Below are 14,821 nucleotides of genomic sequence, written 5' to 3'. Positions count from 1 at the left end.
TGAACGCAAACGTGACGCCCATCACCTCCAGCGCCGATAGTCGGAGCGGCCCGCCCACCGGGGCCACCAGGACTGCAAGGCAAAGGAGCCGACGCATGGCGATCACCGCAACCGACCGGAAGAGACCGGCCGACCGCACGCACTACCTCTATCTCGCCGTGCTTGCGGCGGTCCTGGCCGGCATCGTGCTCGGCCTGGCGGCGCCGTCGTTCGCCGTCCAGCTCAAGCCGGTCGGGACGGGCTTCGTCAACCTGATCAAGATGATGATCAGCCCGGTGATCTTCTGCACCATCGTGCTGGGCGTCGGCTCGGTCAGCAAGGCCGCCAAGGTCGGCCGGGTGGGCGGCCTGGCACTCGGCTACTTCCTGGTGATGTCCACCGTCGCGCTCGGCCTCGGCCTGGTGGTCGGCAACCTGCTGGAGCCGGGCTCGGGGCTGCACCTGACCCAGGCGCTCGCCAAGGCCGGCCATGCCCAGGTGGTGGCGGGCCAGCAGAGCACCACCGACTTCCTGCTCGGCATCATCCCGACCAGCCTGGTCTCCGCGCTCACCCAGGGCCAGGTGCTGCAGACCCTGCTGGTCGCGCTGCTCTGCGGCTTCGCGCTCCAGGCGCTGGGTGCCGCCGGCGCGCCCGTGCTGCGCGGCGTGGAGCATCTGCAGCGGCTGGTCTTCCGCGTGATGTCGATGATCATGTGGGTGGCCCCGATCGGCGCCTTCGGCGCGATGGCGGCGGTGGTCGGAGCGACCGGCACCGCGGCGCTCAAGAGCCTGGCCGTCATCATGATCGGCTTCTACCTGACCTGCGCGATCTTCGTGCTCGTGGTGCTCGGCCTGCTGCTGCGCCTGGTCGCCGGCGTCAACGTCCTCGCGCTGCTGCGCTACCTGAGCCGCGAGCTGCTGCTGATCCTCTCCACCTCCTCCTCCGAGAGCGCGCTGCCGCGGTTGATCGCCAAGATGGAGCACCTCGGCGTCAGCCGTCCGGTGGTGGGCATCACCGTGCCGACCGGCTACAGCTTCAACCTGGACGGCACCGCCATCTACCTGACGATGTCCTCGATCTTCATCTCGCAGGCGATGGACAGGCCGCTCTCGCTCGGCCAGCAGCTCTCCCTGCTGATCTTCATGGTGATCGCCAGCAAGGGCGCCGCCGGCGTCACCGGCGCCGGCCTCGCCACCCTGGCCGGCGGCCTCCAGTCGCACCGGCCCGAACTCGTGGACGGCGTCGGCCTGATCGTCGGCATCGACCGCTTCATGTCCGAGGCCCGCGCGCTGACCAACTTCGCCGGGAACGCGGTGGCCACCGTCCTGATCGGCCACTGGACCGGCGAACTCGACCACGCCCGGGCGAGCGAGGTCCTGGCCGGGCGGCTCCCGTTCGACGAGACCGTCCTCGCCGACCCCGCCGACCACCCGGCCGCCATCCCCGAGCAGCAGCCGCAGGTGGGGCAGCGGACCCCCGGGTAACCGGGCCTATGTGCCGCGTCTTCAGCAGGCGTTCGCGGCCGCGTGGTAGCGCAGGCCGTCCATGAGGAGGTCGAGGAGGCGTCCCATCCGGGCTCGGTGCTCCGGCGTCGTGGCGGCCAGCGACAGGCCGCTCAGGCTGAACAGCACGTCCTCCGGCTCGGCGTCGGAGCGCAGCAGGCCGGCCGTCGCGCCGGCTTGCAGCAGCTCGGTTATGGCGGTGGTCAGCATCGACCGGCTGTGCGAGAAGGGGTCGCCACCGGAGGCGATGAGGGCGCGCAGTGCGTCGGCCATCCCGCGCTTGGTCGTCATGTAGTCGACGAAGCTGTCCATCCAGGCGCGCAGCGCCTCGTCCGGCTGGTGGGTCGTCAGGAGCTCTGCGGCGGCGGCGCAGAGCTTCGCCAGTTCGCTGCGATAGGCCGCTTCCACCAGCTCCTCGCGGGTGGCGAAGTGACGGTAGAGGGTGCCGATGCCCACGCCGGCCTGCTTGGCGATCGCGTCGAGCGTCACCTCGGGGCCGCCCTGGGCGAAGGCCCGTACGGCCACCTCCAGCAGTCGCTCGCGATTGCGGCGCGCATCGGCGCGGAGCGGCCTGGGGTCGGCGGGGGGCATGGAGCTTCCTCCTTCTGACTCGGCGCGCGGCCGGAGCCTGCTTGCAAACGGAGTCTCCTCCGCTTAGTCTCGAGATATGCGGAGGGGCCTCCGGTTTCCACTCTACAGGTCCCGCTACAGGCCCCCTCGCCTCAGCTCCGGGCCCTCAGCCATGGGCCCTCGGTCAGACGGGAACGACCATGACTGCCAACACTCCCCTCGCACGCATCACCACCCCCTTCGGCGCCGAGTCCACGGCTGCCGAGGTCATCTCGGGCGTCGACCTGACCGGCCGTCGCGCCGTCGTCACCGGTGGAGCCTCCGGGATCGGCGTCGAGACCGCGCGCGCCCTCGCCTCGGCCGGTGCACAGGTCACCCTCGCGGTCCGGGACGTCGCCGCCGGAGCCCGCACCGCAGAGGGCATCGGTGCAACGACCGGCAACCGGGACGTCCGCGTCGCACCCCTGGACCTTGCCGACCAGTCCTCCGTCGCGGCGTTCGTCGCCGCCTGGGACGGGCCGCTGGACATCCTGGTCAACAACGCCGGGGTGATGGCGTCCCCCGAACTCCGCACCCCGGAGGGCTGGGAACTCCAGTTCGCCACCAACCACTTGGGGCACTTCGCGCTGGCCACCGGACTGCACGGCGCGCTCGCCCGGGCCGCCGGTGGCGCGCGCGTCGTGGCCGTCAGCTCCAGCGCCCACCACCGCTCGCCCGTGGTCTTCGAGGACATCCACTTCCGCGAGCGCCCCTACGAGCCCTGGTCCGCCTACGGCCAGTCCAAGACCGCCAACGTGCTGTTCGCGGTCGAAGCCGCCAAGCGCTGGGCCGCGGACCGCATCACCGTCAACGCGCTGATGCCCGGCGGGATCCGCACCAACCTCCAGCGCCACGTCTCCGACGAGGAACTCGCCCGGCTGCGCGCCCAGGCCGCCGGCGGCGCGGAGCTGAAGTGGAAGACGCCCGAGCAGGGCGCCGCGACCTCTGTCCTGCTCGCCGCCTCCCCCCTCGTGGAGGGCGTCACCGGACACTACTTCGAGGACTGCAACGAGGCCGTCCGCGGCGAGCTCGGAGCACGCACCGGCGTGGCGGCGTACGCCCTGGACCCCGAGGCGGCCGCGCTGCTCTGGCAGGTGTCGCACGACACCCTGGCTTCGCGCGACTGACGGCCACCGTGTGAACGGTCCGTTTTATGCGGCGAGGCCACGGGACGGCGGGCGGCGGTGCAGGTGCCGCAGTGCCGAGCGGGCGGCGCCGTAACCGCACATGCCGTGCACGCCGGCCCCCGGGGGAGTGGCGGCGGAGCAGAGGTAGACACCGGGAATTCCGGTGCTGTACGGATCGAGGGCCGGGCGGGGGCGCAGCGCGAGCTGTCGAGCGGTGTTGGCACCGGTGAGGATGTCGCCGGCGACGTAGTTGGGGTTGCCGGCTGCCAACTGCTCGACGCCCTGCGAGACGGTGGCGACGGTTCGCTCGCGGGTGCCCGGCGCGAAGCGTTCGATCTGGTCGAGCACCGCCTCGGTGGCGTCCCCCGACCAGCCGTTCGGCACATGGGCGTAGGCCCAGACGGGTCGCAGCGTGCCGACTGAGCGGGTGGGGTCGGCCAGGTACTGCTGGGCGACCAGGACGAACGGCCGCTGCGGCATCCGGCCGGCGGCGATCTGCCGTTCGGCGTGGGCGATCTCCTCGATCGTGCCGCCCAGGTGCACCGTGCCGGCGCGGCGGCAGCTCTCGTTGCGCCAGGGGATCCCGCCCTCCACCGCCAGGTCGAGCTTGAACGCGCCCGGGCCGTACTGCCACCGGGCGTAGCCGCGCGCCACGCGCGCGGGCAGCCGGTCCCCGCAGACGGCCAGCGCGTCGTGCGGCGCGAGGTCGAGCAGGATCGCGTCGGCGGGAGGGAGTTCGGCCAGCGAGCGGACCCGGACGCCGGTCTGCACGGTACCGCCCAGTTCGGCCAGGCGGGCGGCCAGCGCGTCGGTGACGGCCCGCGATCCGCCCCGAGCGACCGGCCAGCCCCACCGGTGCCCGGCGGCGACGAGCATCAGCCCGATCGCGGCGCTGCCGGTGCTGGTGAGGGGCCGGATGGCGTGCGCGGCGGTGCCGGCGAACAGCGCGCGGGCCGCCGGGGTGCGCCAGGCCGTCCGGGCGAGGGCCTCGGCCGGCCACGCCGCCCGCACCGCGAACCGTGCCAACTGCACCGGGTGGGCGGGCAGATGGAGGGGCGGCTGGAACAGGTCCGCGGCCAGGGCGTCGAAGTTCTCGGCCAGCGGCCCGAAGACGCGCCGCCAGGCCGGTCCGTCCGCACCCAGACCTGCGGCGGTCTCCTCCAACGACCGGTGCATGGCGGCGGCACTGCCGTCGTCGAAGGGGTGGGCCAGGTCGATCTGCGGCCGACACCACCGCAGACCGTGGCGCTCCAGCCCGAGCGAGCGCAGGAAGGGGGAGCCGGCGCCCATCGGGTGGACCGCGGAGCAGTGGTCGTGCAGCAGGCCGGGCAGGGTGAGTTCGCTGGTCCGGGTGCCGCCGCCGATGGTGGCCGCCTGCTCCAGCACGGTGACCGCCACGCCCTCCTGCGCCAGGGCGACGGCGGCGGCCAGCCCGTTCGGGCCGGCCCCGACGACGACGGCCTCAGCCACGGGTGGCGAACCGGCGCAGGTAGTCGGCGCTCGGCGAGCCGAGACCGGTGGCCGCGTCGTAACCGGGCGTGGCCGGCAGCCCGTGGTCGTGGCCCAGGGTGTAGAGGAGGTAGCGCAGGTCGCCGGCGGCCGCGCCCTCGTCCTGAACGACCGTCAGCGGGCGGGAACCTGCGGCCTTGGGCTGGTCCGTGACGTCGTGGAAGACCCCGGTGCCGGCCATCGAGTACAGCAGGGGGTTGGCGAAGCCGAAGGCGCGGCCCTGCTCCTGCTCGGCGTCGGCCTGGATCGCCGCGAACCCGGGGGTGGCGGCGGAGGTGCCGCCGTAGCCGACCAGTTGGAAGGCGCCGTCGACGGTGTAGCCGATCAGCACGGGCATCGCGCCGTCGCCGGCCAGCGCCACGTCGGGGGCGACCCGGTGGCCGCCGGCGAGGTGGTCCGGGACGTGGCCCTTCTGGTACCAGGGCTGCGGGAAGTCGCTGGGGCCACCACCGCCGCCGAAGGCGAAGACCCCGGGCACCGGCGCCCAGTCGCCCGTGCCGTTCGGACGGATCGACAGGGCGTCGCCCATGCTGGTCTCCCAGGCGTAGTTGCCTGCCTTGTCGGTGGCCAGCGAGGTCGCGCCGACCGATGTCACCCACGGGTCGCCGCTGGGGAATTCGGCCTGCGCCTGGGTGGTCTGCGGATCGCAGTTCACGCCGGTGTCGGCGGCGGCGGGCGAGGCGTCGCCGCAGTCGCCGGCGGCGAAGTAGACGCCGATGCCCTCGGCGGCGGCCTGCTGGAAGAGCATGTCCCAGGCGGCGACCAGGCCCGGGGTGAGGTGTCCGGGCTGGGCGTGGATGATCTCGGCCCAGGAGTTGGAGATCAGGTCGGCTGCGTGGGTGTCGATGATGGAGGCCTCGGCGTCCATCAGGTCGCCGTCGAGGCAGGAGTCGGCGCCGGCGTAGAGCACGTTGGCGTCCGGTGCGTAGGCGTGTGCCATCTCCACGTCCAGGGCCTGTTCCCCGGCCCAGGAGGCGGGCGGTGCGCAGGCCGAGCTGATCTGCCAGGCCTTGGGGTCGACGTGCTCGCTGTACTGGCCAGGACGGAAGGGGTGGTCGCCGGTCGCGGCGGCGAAGCGGTTGGCGTCCGCGGCCATGGTGGGCGAGCCGTAGGCGTCGACGACGGCGACGGTGCGCCCCTGGCCGGTGGCGCCCTTGGGCGCGGCTCCGTAGGCGCGCCGCAGCTGGGTGGGCGTGTAGGGGCAGGTGGTGTACGGGACCGGCTGCCCGTAGGCGGGGGGCTGGCCGGTCGCGGGCTGCTGGCCGAAGTAGGCGGAGCAGTGGGCGTCGGCGTTGGTGGCCGGCGTCGTGCTCCGGTGCGCGGTCGGGCTCGCACCGGTCGGCGCGGACAGCCCGTCCAGGGCCACCACGTCCCCTGCCAGCGCGGCGGGTGTGCTGGCGTTCCGGGCGGGGGCCTGGGCGGGGCCCCAGGCGGTGCTGTACCGGTGGATGCTGGTGCCCAGCGCGGTGTTCATCGCCGCTGCGGGGCCGGTCACTTGCAGGTAGTGCGTGGTGTCGGCGGTGATCTTCAGACCGGCTTTGGTGAGCCAGCCGACGACGTCGCGGCGCTGGGCCGCGGTGAGGCCGAAGCGCTGCTGGTACTGGGCCGGGGTGAGGAAGTGCCCGTAGTCGTGGCTCTTCGGGTCGGTGGTGTCGCGCAGGAAGGCGGCGAGCCCCGCCGGGTCCCGGGTGCCGAGGTAGAGCCGGGCGGTCAGGGTCTGCGCGGCCGGTACGGCGCCGAGGTCGTGGTCGGCGGTGGCGTAGGCGGGCTGGGAGCCGTCCAGGACCGCACGGGGTGCGGAAGGGGCGTCCTCGGCCTGCGCGGTGCCCGCCATGGCCAGCAGGATCGCGGTGGCCAGTGCGGCCGTGGTGGTGGGGCGACGTCTCACGAGGGAGCGCTTTCTGTGCAGCGTGGGACCGCCCCGCGGCCGGTGCACGGCGCGGGACGGGAACGGGAGTTGGAAGAGGGGGAGGGGGAGCGGGCGGGTCAGCCGCGGACGGTGCGGCCTCGGTACAGCCCCCCGGTGACGCCGGTGAAGCGCAGGTCCAGGCCTTGGCCGTCGCGCTCGGCGTGCAGGTGCAGATGGGGTTCGCTGGTGTTGCCGGAGTTGCCGACCTCGCCGAGCAGACAGCCGGCCTCGATCTGCTGACCCTCCGTCACAGCGACCGTGCCGGGGCGCAGATGAGCGAGTTTGACGATGGCGTCGCCGGTGTCGATGAAGACATGGTTGCCGTACAGCGGCCCGTACCGGATGACCCCGGGCTGCTGGTCCTCGAACCCGTCGACGGCGGCCACGACCCGGCCCGCGCAGGGGGCGTAGAGCTTCTCCCCGTAGCAGTGGTACGACTCCAGGTGCTGCGAACGCCCCCGGGTGCCGCCCGGCCCGACGCGTACCAGGTCGACGGCGCCGCGCTGTTCCGCGATGCCGAAGTGGTGGTTCAGGCCGCGGCCGCCGCCCTGGGCGACGTACCAGCTGCCGCGCAACGGGAACCGCAGGGGGACTGCGGTGGTCTCCCGCCAGCGGTGCCGACGGGCTCTGACCAGGGACACCGCATTCGCGACCAACAGGACGGCTGTGAAGGTGGGCCCAGTGAGGTCGTGGCCGGTCGGCAGCCCCGGCAGCCGGTAGGCCGAGGCCAGCGTCACCAGTGCGGAGAGCTCCAACGGGCGCCGGAACCACCAGGTTTCGGCCGCCGCCATGCTCCAACCCTCCAGGAGCAGCAGGCCGAAGGCGGTGGTGAGGGCCGCGTCGATCCAACCGGTGAGGTCGGACGCGGTCCAGCTGGAGAAGACCGACCAGCCGAAGAGCAGCAGCCAGAAGGCCCTGCCGCACCAGCGCAGCAGGCCGATCGGCAGCTCCCGGCGCCCGGCCGTGGCCGGGGCTATTCGCAGGGCGGTCAGCCGCCCGTCGGCGTCCAGTTGCACCCAGGCCAGGACCCGCCCGGCCGGTCCGGTGACGGCGAGACCCGCGCGGGTGTCGACCACCTCCCGGACGCCGCCGACCCTGGCCCGGGTGGCCTCCGCGATCGACCGCAGGCGGTCCGCGCCGACCGCGGCCAGCACCTGGGGGGCCAGCTCCGGCCACTGCGCCGGGTCTGCGATCAGGAAGGTCTTCAGTGCGGCGGCCTGGGCCTGCCGGTCAGGCGCTGGCATGGTGCTGCTCCTTGGTCGTGGGTACCAGGTCGAGGCCGGCCGTCGGCCGAATCCGTTGCGCGACAGTGTCCTTGAGCCGTGCCGCCCACCGGTAGAGGGCCCGGTAGTCCTCGTCGCGCAGGCAGGCGCAGTCGGCGCCGATCATCAGCAGCCCGAAGCAGACCAGGCCCATGCAGGCCATGATCCCCAGGTGCATCGCCTCGATCGCCAGCGTGTTGGTCTTGCGCACCCAGGGCCGGGCGGAGAGCACAGCGAACGGGAACGCCAGCTCGGTGAAGATGGTGAAGTAGCAGATCGCGGTGCCCAGGAAGGCGCTGCTCATCAGGTGGGCATAGGTGGTGGACATCTCGAAGCCGGAGAGCCGACTGATGTAGTACATCGCCGCGCCGTCCTGCCAGACCTTGCCGGTGGTCTTCCAATAGCCCGCCGTCAGGTAGAGCATGCAGGTCTGGAAGACGACAAGGTAGGCCGCCAGGTTGTAGTCCGCCAGGCAGTACATGACGGTGGCGAGGCCGATCACGATGCGCAGCAGGGACAGGCCGATCAGCCGACGTTCGTGGCAGGCCAGCCGGAGCACCAGGGCGTCCAGCCGAGCGGTCACCCGGTTCACTGCGCCACCCCCGGAACGTAGTCGAGCCAGGACGTCTCCAGCTCCGCGTCGATCGGCTCGTCGGGTTGCGGACTCGCGTACCGGGCGGAGAAGGGCACGATCGGCCTGTTCTTGAAAGTCGCCTTCACCGCGATGATCTCGTCGTTCGGATAGAGCGTCGCGGCGCGGGAGGAGAAAAAGCGCTGCATTTCCAGGAAATTGGTCGCAAAGGATTTGTCCAGATCGGTCTGGGCAGCGGCCTGCTGATCCGTGGGGAGCTTCTTGATATCGCTCGCCTGCTGCGTGTACTTCTGCGCGTTCTCGTCGAATGCGAGGAGCACGCCGGGCAGTTTCGTCGGATTGATCCGGAAGTTCTGCGGAGCCCGGTCGATGGCGTCCTCGATCTCCACCGGAGAGGTTTCGACCACGGAGCCGGCCGGCGTCTTCACCCGGGCCTCCAGATATACCAGGGAGGTGCTGTCCCCGGGGGTCGGGCCGAACAACTGCCAGTCCTGGGAGAAATACGGCTCCAGGATCCGGGACGCCGCTGCGGCTACCCGGTTGCGCGCAGGGGAGGCGGGGGCGTTGTAGACGACGCACGCGGCGGTGAACACGACGACGGGGACCAGCGCGGCGAGGACCAGCGCGCGGACCCGCGCCGGCACCGGTGCCACGGCCGTTACCATGGCCTCTCCACGGGCTGGGGTGTTGGTTTCGCTCATGACTGGGTGTGCTCGCTCCGTGCGGCTCGGGACCGCGCCCGGCGGCATTAGTGGTGCCGCCGGGCGCGGATGGTGGTGCTACCTCAGGGAGCGGTTCAGCCCTGGTAGTCGAACTGCGCGTCGCCCGTGATGACCCCGTGCGCCTGCGGGGCCGTCACCGGGCCGCCGCTGGAGGAGGACGAGGACTCCGAGGAGGACGACTCCGAGGAGGACTTGACCTTGCTGACCACCTTGGTGGTCACCTTGGCCACCTGCACCGTCGCCTTGTACGTGGCGTAGGTGGCGTTGACGACCTTGGCGGCCTGGGTCGCCTCGTTCACGACGGCGTGCCAGAACTGCGGCTGCGCACCGGCGTCGCTGAGCACGGTCGCGGAGGCCAGCGACTGGGTGGCCGCCACCTGCTGCTGCGGCAGCGCGTCGGCCGAGGCCGGCGTCACGGCGACGCCGGCAAACCCGGTGAGCGGGCGGCGCAGGGGTGAGCCGACGGCAAGGCTGCGCAACGCTCCCGTGCGCGGGGGCGCGGGGGCGCGGGGGCGCGGGGTGAGGCAGCGGGCAGCGGCGACCTGCACGGGCCGGGGCGGGTGCGGTCCGCCGGAACACGACTGCGCGGGCACGCGGGCGCGTCCCGCTGTCAGTGACAGCCCGGATGCCGGCCGACGCGGCCGTCCGCTCCGGTGGGGGAATGACCACCTACCGGCCGCGCGACAGCTCAAGGCGGCGTGAGGACGAGTCCCGTCGAACTGGCGGTGGTCACCAAACGGCGCGTACACATGCTGGGTCCCCCTACTTGCCGCACGACTTCAGGACCCCGTTGCACCTGAAGCGGCTGCAGCACAAGAACGTACACATGGTTGCCAGGCGTGTAACCAGCTTTCGGAAGCGATTGGAAAGTCACGCCGTTCGGCGGGGGTCGTTCGACGGGGCCGCGGGAAGCCGAGGGCTCACCGCCACCGAGGTCGGCGACATCACCCGCTTCCCCTCCGCGCGCAAACTCGCCGGCTGGGCCGGTCGGTTGGCGAGTGGTTCAAGCCCCCCTCAGGAGACCACGGCGGCCCGGAGGAGCGCGGGCAGAGTCGAGCGCAGGGCGGTCAGGGCGATGGTGTCGCCTGCGGTGCGGTCCAGAAGCAGGGCGCCTTCGAGGGCGGCCAGCAGGACCTGGGCCAGGGTCCGTGCTGATTCGGGCGGGTGTCCCTCGGAGCGCAGCTGTGCGGCGATCGCGTCGGTCCAGGCCGCGAACTGGCCGGCCGCCGCACGGCGGACCGCCTCACCGGCGGTGGGCGATTCGACGGCGACCGGGGCGATGGGGCAGCCCTCGAGGCCGCCGGTGGCGTCCATCGTCGATGCCAGGTGGGAGATGAACCGGTCGAGACCGCCAGCGGTGCCCAGGGCGGTCAGGGCCGTGGAGAGCGCCCTGGTGATGTCCTGCCCGGCCTGCATGATCACCGCCAGCGCCACCTCCTCCTTTCCGCCTGGAAAGTGGTGATAGAGGGAGCCCGCCACGGTTCCGCTGGTGTCGAGGAGTTGCTTCACGCCGGTGGAGGCGTAGCCCTGCCGCTTGAACAGCACGCCGGCTGTGGCGAGCAGTCGGCTCCGCGCGTCCGGATCGTCCCTGGCCATCTTGACACCCCTTTCTAGAGCGATCATTCTAGCGCTTACCGTCGAGCTAGAACGATCGCTCTAGAGGGAGTTCCGTGCAGGCACTGTGGTACGTCCGACCAGGCACGTTGGAATGGCGCGAGCAGTCGGCGCCGGTGATCGCGACGCCCGAGGCTGCGATCGTGCGGCCGATCGCGGTGGCCACCTGCGACCTGGACGCACTCATCGTGGGTGGCCGGACACCAGCTGCCGGACCGTTTCCGGTCGGCCACGAATTCGTCGCCGAGGTGGTCGAGGTGGGCCCGCAGGTACGGCGGGTTCAGCCGGGCGACCGGGTGAGCGTGCCGTACCAGATCAGCTGTGGCCACTGCGCGCGCTGTGTGGCCGGACAGACCGGCCGGTGCCGCAGTGTCCCGCCCGGCTCCGGCTACGGACTGGGGGCGATGAGCGACGGGTTGACCTGGGGCGGCGCGGTCGCCGATGCGGTCCTGGTGCCGTACGCGGACGCCATGTGCCTGTCGGTCCCGACCACTGTGGACCCGGGCGCGTTGGCAGGGCTGTCGGACAACCTCGTCGACGGCTGGCGCACCGTCGCCCCGCATCTGCCTGGCGCGGCCGAGCCGCGGGTGCTGGTCTTCGGCGTCAACTCGGTCGGGCTGTACGCCGCCGGGGTGGCGGCGGCCCTGGGCGCACAGGTCACCTACGTTGACCCGGACCCGGGACGTTGCACGATCGCGGAGCGCCTTGGTGCGCGCGTGCTGTGCGAACAGCCGGCGTCGCGCTATCCGGGCCACCCGGTCGTCGTGCACACCATGGGGACCGGGGACGGGCTGCGTTCGGCGCTGCGCTCGACGGCATCGGGCGGCGTCTGCACCGACACCGGCATCTTCTTCGGCAATTCGGTGGAGTTTCCCCTCCTGGAGATGTACGCGAAGGGAGCGACGTTCACCACCGGCCGGGCGGACACCCGGGCGGCGATGCCCGCAGTGCTGGACCTGATCACCACCGGCCGGCTGGACCCATCGGCGTTCGTCACCCGAACCGCCCCCTGGGACCAGGCGCCGGCCGCCTGGGCCGACCACCACGGCCGCCTGGTCCTCACCCACTGAACGCCGACCGACCGGAACAAGGACAAGGACAAGGTGCGGGGCACAAATGGCGCGCCTCACGTGGAGGTTGTCCAGGTGGGTCGACTCGCGTTCAACATCGGAAGGGTCGTCGGGGCCGCCGAGGCCGGCGAAATCACCCACATCTACCTGCAACCGCAGCCGCCCGGCGAGGCCCTCCGCGTACTGATCCAGCACGCGACAACCGACCTGGAGGAAACCCTGACAGTGCACGGGGCTGGGCACGCCGTTCAGCGGGGGTGGACCTCCAGGAAGGCGCGGACCGCGGACTCCAGGGCGCCCTCGATCCAGGCCGGCTTCAGGCTGGTGTGCTCGCCGGCGAAGTGCACCCGGCCCTCCACCGTGCGGGTGGCGGGGTGCAGTTCGTGCAGCTGGCCCGGGGTGAAGATGACCGCCTCGCCCAGCGCGTAGCGGGCCCTGGCCCAGGACTGGCTGACGCCCACACCGGCGTACGAGGTGCGGACGACCGGACCGAACAGCCGCTCCATGTCGTCCAGGGCGAACGCGACCCGCTCGCCCTCGGTGAGGGAGTCCCAGCGCATGGCGTCGTCGGACCAGCTGTACGAGGCCAGCACCACGCCGCCCGGCGATCCGGCCGGGGCGTGCGAGGGCAGGTAGGTGTTGCGGCTGGGGCTGTCGGAGGTGCAGCCCGCGCCGGTGAAGCCGTTCGGGCCCTGCTCCCAGAAGCGGGTCTTGAACTCCAGCAGCACCTTGGTGGCGGAGTCGTAGTGCAGCTCGTCGACGGCCCGGCGCTTGGGGTAGGACATCAGCGGTTCGACGGTGCAGAAGCGCAGTGCGCTGAACGGGATGGTGACGATCGCGTAGTCGCCCTCGAAGCACTCGGTGGGCTGGATCGGTGCGCCGTCGCAGGAGTCCTCGGTGCCGCTCTCGGCGGTGGTCTCGATGCGGACCCCGCTGTCGCTCTGGACGAGGCGGGTCATCCGCCGGCCCATCCGGATGTCGTTCCTGAGCGGCGCGGCCAGGGCCTCGGTCAGGACGTCGAAGCCGCCGACCAGTTCCCAGTAGCGGTTGGTCGGCGTGATCGCCGCGTGGTCCATCAGGGTCGGGACGAGGGAGTAGTGGAGCCGGGAGGTGAGGTTCTCCAGGGTGCCCGCCGCCTGGATCTGCGCCAGGTCCCAGCCGGCCTCCTCGACCAGGTAGCGGTGGGTGGAGTAGTCGTCGTACTTCTGGAAGATGGTCGCCCAGGCGTCGATCTGGTCGTTGATGCTCGCGTCGCCGGAGACGGTCACCGGCTTGAGCGCCTCGTTGAGCGCGTCCGCCATGACGGTGCCGGTGCTCGCGCCGAACGTGCCGTTCACCCGCTGCGGCGTCGCGGCGTAGGCGTCCCGGGTGGTGGTGAGTCCGTTGACGCGGATCAGTCGCTTTCCGCCGGACGCCGGGGGCGTGAAGGTGTGGTCGTCGGGGCCGTTGCTCCAGGTCTCGCCGGTGAAGGCCCGGTAGGTGACCGGCGGTATGGTGCCGGTGGGTTCGGCGCCCGGTGCCACATCGGCGTTGTAGAAGAGCTGGCGCTTGAGCCCGAGCTTGTCCGCGAGCGCGCGGACCAGCGGGTGGAAGTCCGGCAGCCGCATCGCGCCGGCCTCGGCGTACAGGGCCTTGTCCTTGAAGCCGCGGAAGGTCTTCACCCGGCCGCCCACCCGGCTCCCGTTGGCCTCGATGACGACCACCTCGTGCCCGGCCCTCTTCAGGAGTGTGGCGGCGGTCAGTCCGGCCACCCCGGCGCCGACTATCAGAATCTTCTTGCGCGTTGCGCGAGGCGGGAGTTGGCCGTCTATCAGGATCCGCAGGTACTCCAGCTTCAGGTCCTCGCCCTGGTCGCCGACCAGCAGGAGTTTGCGAGCCAGGTCCCGGCTGACCGCCGGGTCGATCCCGTGGGATTGGTCGGCACTCGGCGGGTTGCTGGACGGGCCCCCGGTGAAGCCGGTGGCTCCCGCCACGGCGGCTCCCGCGACCGCGACCCCCGCGACGGCCGAGCCGAGGAAGCTGCGCCGGGCGACTACGGACGGGCCGCTCTCCGGTGAATCGCTGTTCTTGGTGGGCGAGTTCGGCATAAAAGCTCCTGAGACGGAATCAACATTCGTCGGACGAGATCCAACCCCGCCGAATTGATTCGGGCACGTGCCAACCCTTCAATTCACCCAAACGGGTGAAGAAACCCGATTCCCGCCTTGGTTCGGCTCGCCCAGTGACAGGAGCTCAGCCGGACGCGCGATCCACCCGCCGCGTCCGGGAGTGCAAGCGCCGCTCGCTCTGCCTCGTACGAGAACTGTGCTTCCCTGCTTGGCGTTTGCCACTCCACGGCTCGGGTAGCTCTGTGTGCGGTGACCGCTCGCGCGAGAGCGGGGCGAGCCAGGCGGCCGGGGCGATGCCGGACACACGGGCGTTGCGGCCATTGCGACTCGCCACCGAGGGCGCGGTCGACGCCCGCGCCGTGCTGGCGCTGCTGGAGGGCCGACTGCGGGACGCCGGCGTGGCCTTCCTCCCCCCGGTGGAGATCCTCAAGAGCGCACCGTGAGTTCCCCGGATGAACCGCCCACTGCGAACGGGTGATCGGGAGCATCCGGCGTGAGGCCCTGGACCATGTCCTCACCATGAACCAGGCCCACGCCCGGCATGTCCTGGCCGCCTACCAGCGGCACTACAACGAGCACCGCCCCCACCGGGCCCGCAACCAACTACCGCCCGGCGCCCATGAGCAGACCACCGTCGTAGATGACCTCGAAGGCCGCAGACTCCTGCGCAACCGCATCCTCGGCGGCGTCATCAACGAGTACCGATACGCCGCTTGACCAGCGGCGATGGCTTTCCGAGCCTCACAGGATCACCTGCCAGTACTCATCGGGCGACACCAACTGCCCCCACTGGGGCCTGTCCGGCCGATCTTGCCGGA

The 14,821-nt window shown here is 71.7% G+C and carries 14 protein-coding genes; 5 read left to right on the top strand and 9 right to left on the bottom strand.

Annotation, left to right across the window (positions count from 1 at the left end):
- The first annotated feature begins 95 nt into the window (after positions 1-95).
- Complete coding sequence (locus P3T34_RS07325; RefSeq protein WP_280665169.1) at positions 96-1,463, top strand: cation:dicarboxylase symporter family transporter; 1,368 nt, start codon at positions 96-98, stop codon at positions 1,461-1,463.
- Positions 1,464-1,484: 21 nt separating this feature from the next.
- On the opposite strand, the gene P3T34_RS07320 is transcribed toward P3T34_RS07325, so the two are convergent.
- The gene (locus P3T34_RS07320) at positions 1,485-2,072 is read right to left on the bottom strand and encodes a TetR/AcrR family transcriptional regulator (RefSeq protein ID WP_280665168.1); all 588 of its coding nucleotides are present in this window, start codon (positions 2,070-2,072) and stop codon (positions 1,485-1,487) included.
- 179 nt (positions 2,073-2,251) lie between these two features.
- On the opposite strand from P3T34_RS07320, the gene P3T34_RS07315 reads away from it, so the two are divergent.
- Complete coding sequence (locus P3T34_RS07315; RefSeq protein ID WP_280665167.1) at positions 2,252-3,217, top strand: SDR family NAD(P)-dependent oxidoreductase; 966 nt, start codon at positions 2,252-2,254, stop codon at positions 3,215-3,217.
- A gap of 24 nt (positions 3,218-3,241) precedes the next feature.
- Here the strand turns inward: P3T34_RS07315 and P3T34_RS07310 are convergent, their stop codons facing one another.
- The 7 genes from P3T34_RS07310 to P3T34_RS07280 all read right to left on the bottom strand — a co-directional run bounded on the left by P3T34_RS07310 (position 3,242) and on the right by P3T34_RS07280 (position 10,807).
- The gene (locus P3T34_RS07310; RefSeq protein ID WP_280665166.1) at positions 3,242-4,687 is read right to left on the bottom strand and encodes an NAD(P)/FAD-dependent oxidoreductase; all 1,446 of its coding nucleotides are present in this window, start codon (positions 4,685-4,687) and stop codon (positions 3,242-3,244) included.
- Positions 4,680-6,614, bottom strand: coding sequence for a S53 family peptidase (locus P3T34_RS07305; protein WP_280665165.1), 1,935 nt, complete (start codon positions 6,612-6,614; stop codon positions 4,680-4,682). The genes P3T34_RS07310 and P3T34_RS07305 overlap by 8 nt, the downstream gene beginning before the upstream one ends.
- A gap of 98 nt (positions 6,615-6,712) precedes the next feature.
- A complete protein-coding gene (locus P3T34_RS07300) occupies positions 6,713-7,879 on the bottom strand; it encodes a M23 family metallopeptidase (RefSeq protein WP_280665164.1) in 1,167 nt (388 codons plus the stop codon).
- Positions 7,866-8,489: a hypothetical protein gene (locus P3T34_RS07295; protein WP_280665163.1), complete on the bottom strand. Its 624-nt coding sequence runs from the start codon at positions 8,487-8,489 to the stop codon at positions 7,866-7,868. Before P3T34_RS07295 ends, P3T34_RS07300 begins: the two co-directional genes overlap by 14 nt.
- Positions 8,486-9,190 (bottom strand): DUF5819 family protein, encoded by a 705-nt coding sequence (locus tag P3T34_RS07290; protein ID WP_280665162.1) that lies wholly within the window; start codon positions 9,188-9,190, stop codon positions 8,486-8,488. The genes P3T34_RS07295 and P3T34_RS07290 overlap by 4 nt, the downstream gene beginning before the upstream one ends.
- A 95-nt stretch (positions 9,191-9,285) precedes the next feature.
- Complete coding sequence (locus P3T34_RS07285; RefSeq protein ID WP_280665161.1) at positions 9,286-9,690, bottom strand: hypothetical protein; 405 nt, start codon at positions 9,688-9,690, stop codon at positions 9,286-9,288.
- Positions 9,691-10,225: 535 nt separating this feature from the next.
- The gene (locus P3T34_RS07280; protein ID WP_280665160.1) at positions 10,226-10,807 is read right to left on the bottom strand and encodes a TetR/AcrR family transcriptional regulator; all 582 of its coding nucleotides are present in this window, start codon (positions 10,805-10,807) and stop codon (positions 10,226-10,228) included.
- Between the two features lie 74 nt (positions 10,808-10,881).
- On the opposite strand from P3T34_RS07280, the gene P3T34_RS07275 reads away from it, so the two are divergent.
- Entirely contained in the window at positions 10,882-11,895 is a 1,014-nt protein-coding gene (locus P3T34_RS07275) for an alcohol dehydrogenase catalytic domain-containing protein (protein WP_280665159.1), read from the top strand.
- Between the two features lie 248 nt (positions 11,896-12,143).
- Here P3T34_RS07275 and P3T34_RS07270 read toward each other — a convergent pair whose 3' ends face one another.
- Complete coding sequence (locus tag P3T34_RS07270) at positions 12,144-13,982, bottom strand: FAD-dependent oxidoreductase (protein WP_280665158.1); 1,839 nt, start codon at positions 13,980-13,982, stop codon at positions 12,144-12,146.
- A gap of 314 nt (positions 13,983-14,296) precedes the next feature.
- Here P3T34_RS07270 and P3T34_RS07265 point away from each other — a divergent pair, with 314 nt between their 5' ends.
- Both P3T34_RS07265 and P3T34_RS07260 read left to right on the top strand, forming a co-directional pair.
- Positions 14,297-14,446 (top strand): hypothetical protein, encoded by a 150-nt coding sequence (locus P3T34_RS07265; RefSeq protein WP_280672671.1) that lies wholly within the window; start codon positions 14,297-14,299, stop codon positions 14,444-14,446.
- 31 nt (positions 14,447-14,477) lie between these two features.
- A complete protein-coding gene (locus P3T34_RS07260; RefSeq protein WP_348534640.1) occupies positions 14,478-14,720 on the top strand; it encodes an integrase core domain-containing protein in 243 nt (80 codons plus the stop codon).
- Positions 14,721-14,821 lie beyond the last annotated feature (101 nt).

This window comes from Kitasatospora sp. MAP12-44, assembly GCF_029892095.1.
GTDB lineage: Bacteria > Actinomycetota > Actinomycetes > Streptomycetales > Streptomycetaceae > Kitasatospora.
This window is presented reverse-complemented; position numbering and strand designations above follow the sequence as displayed.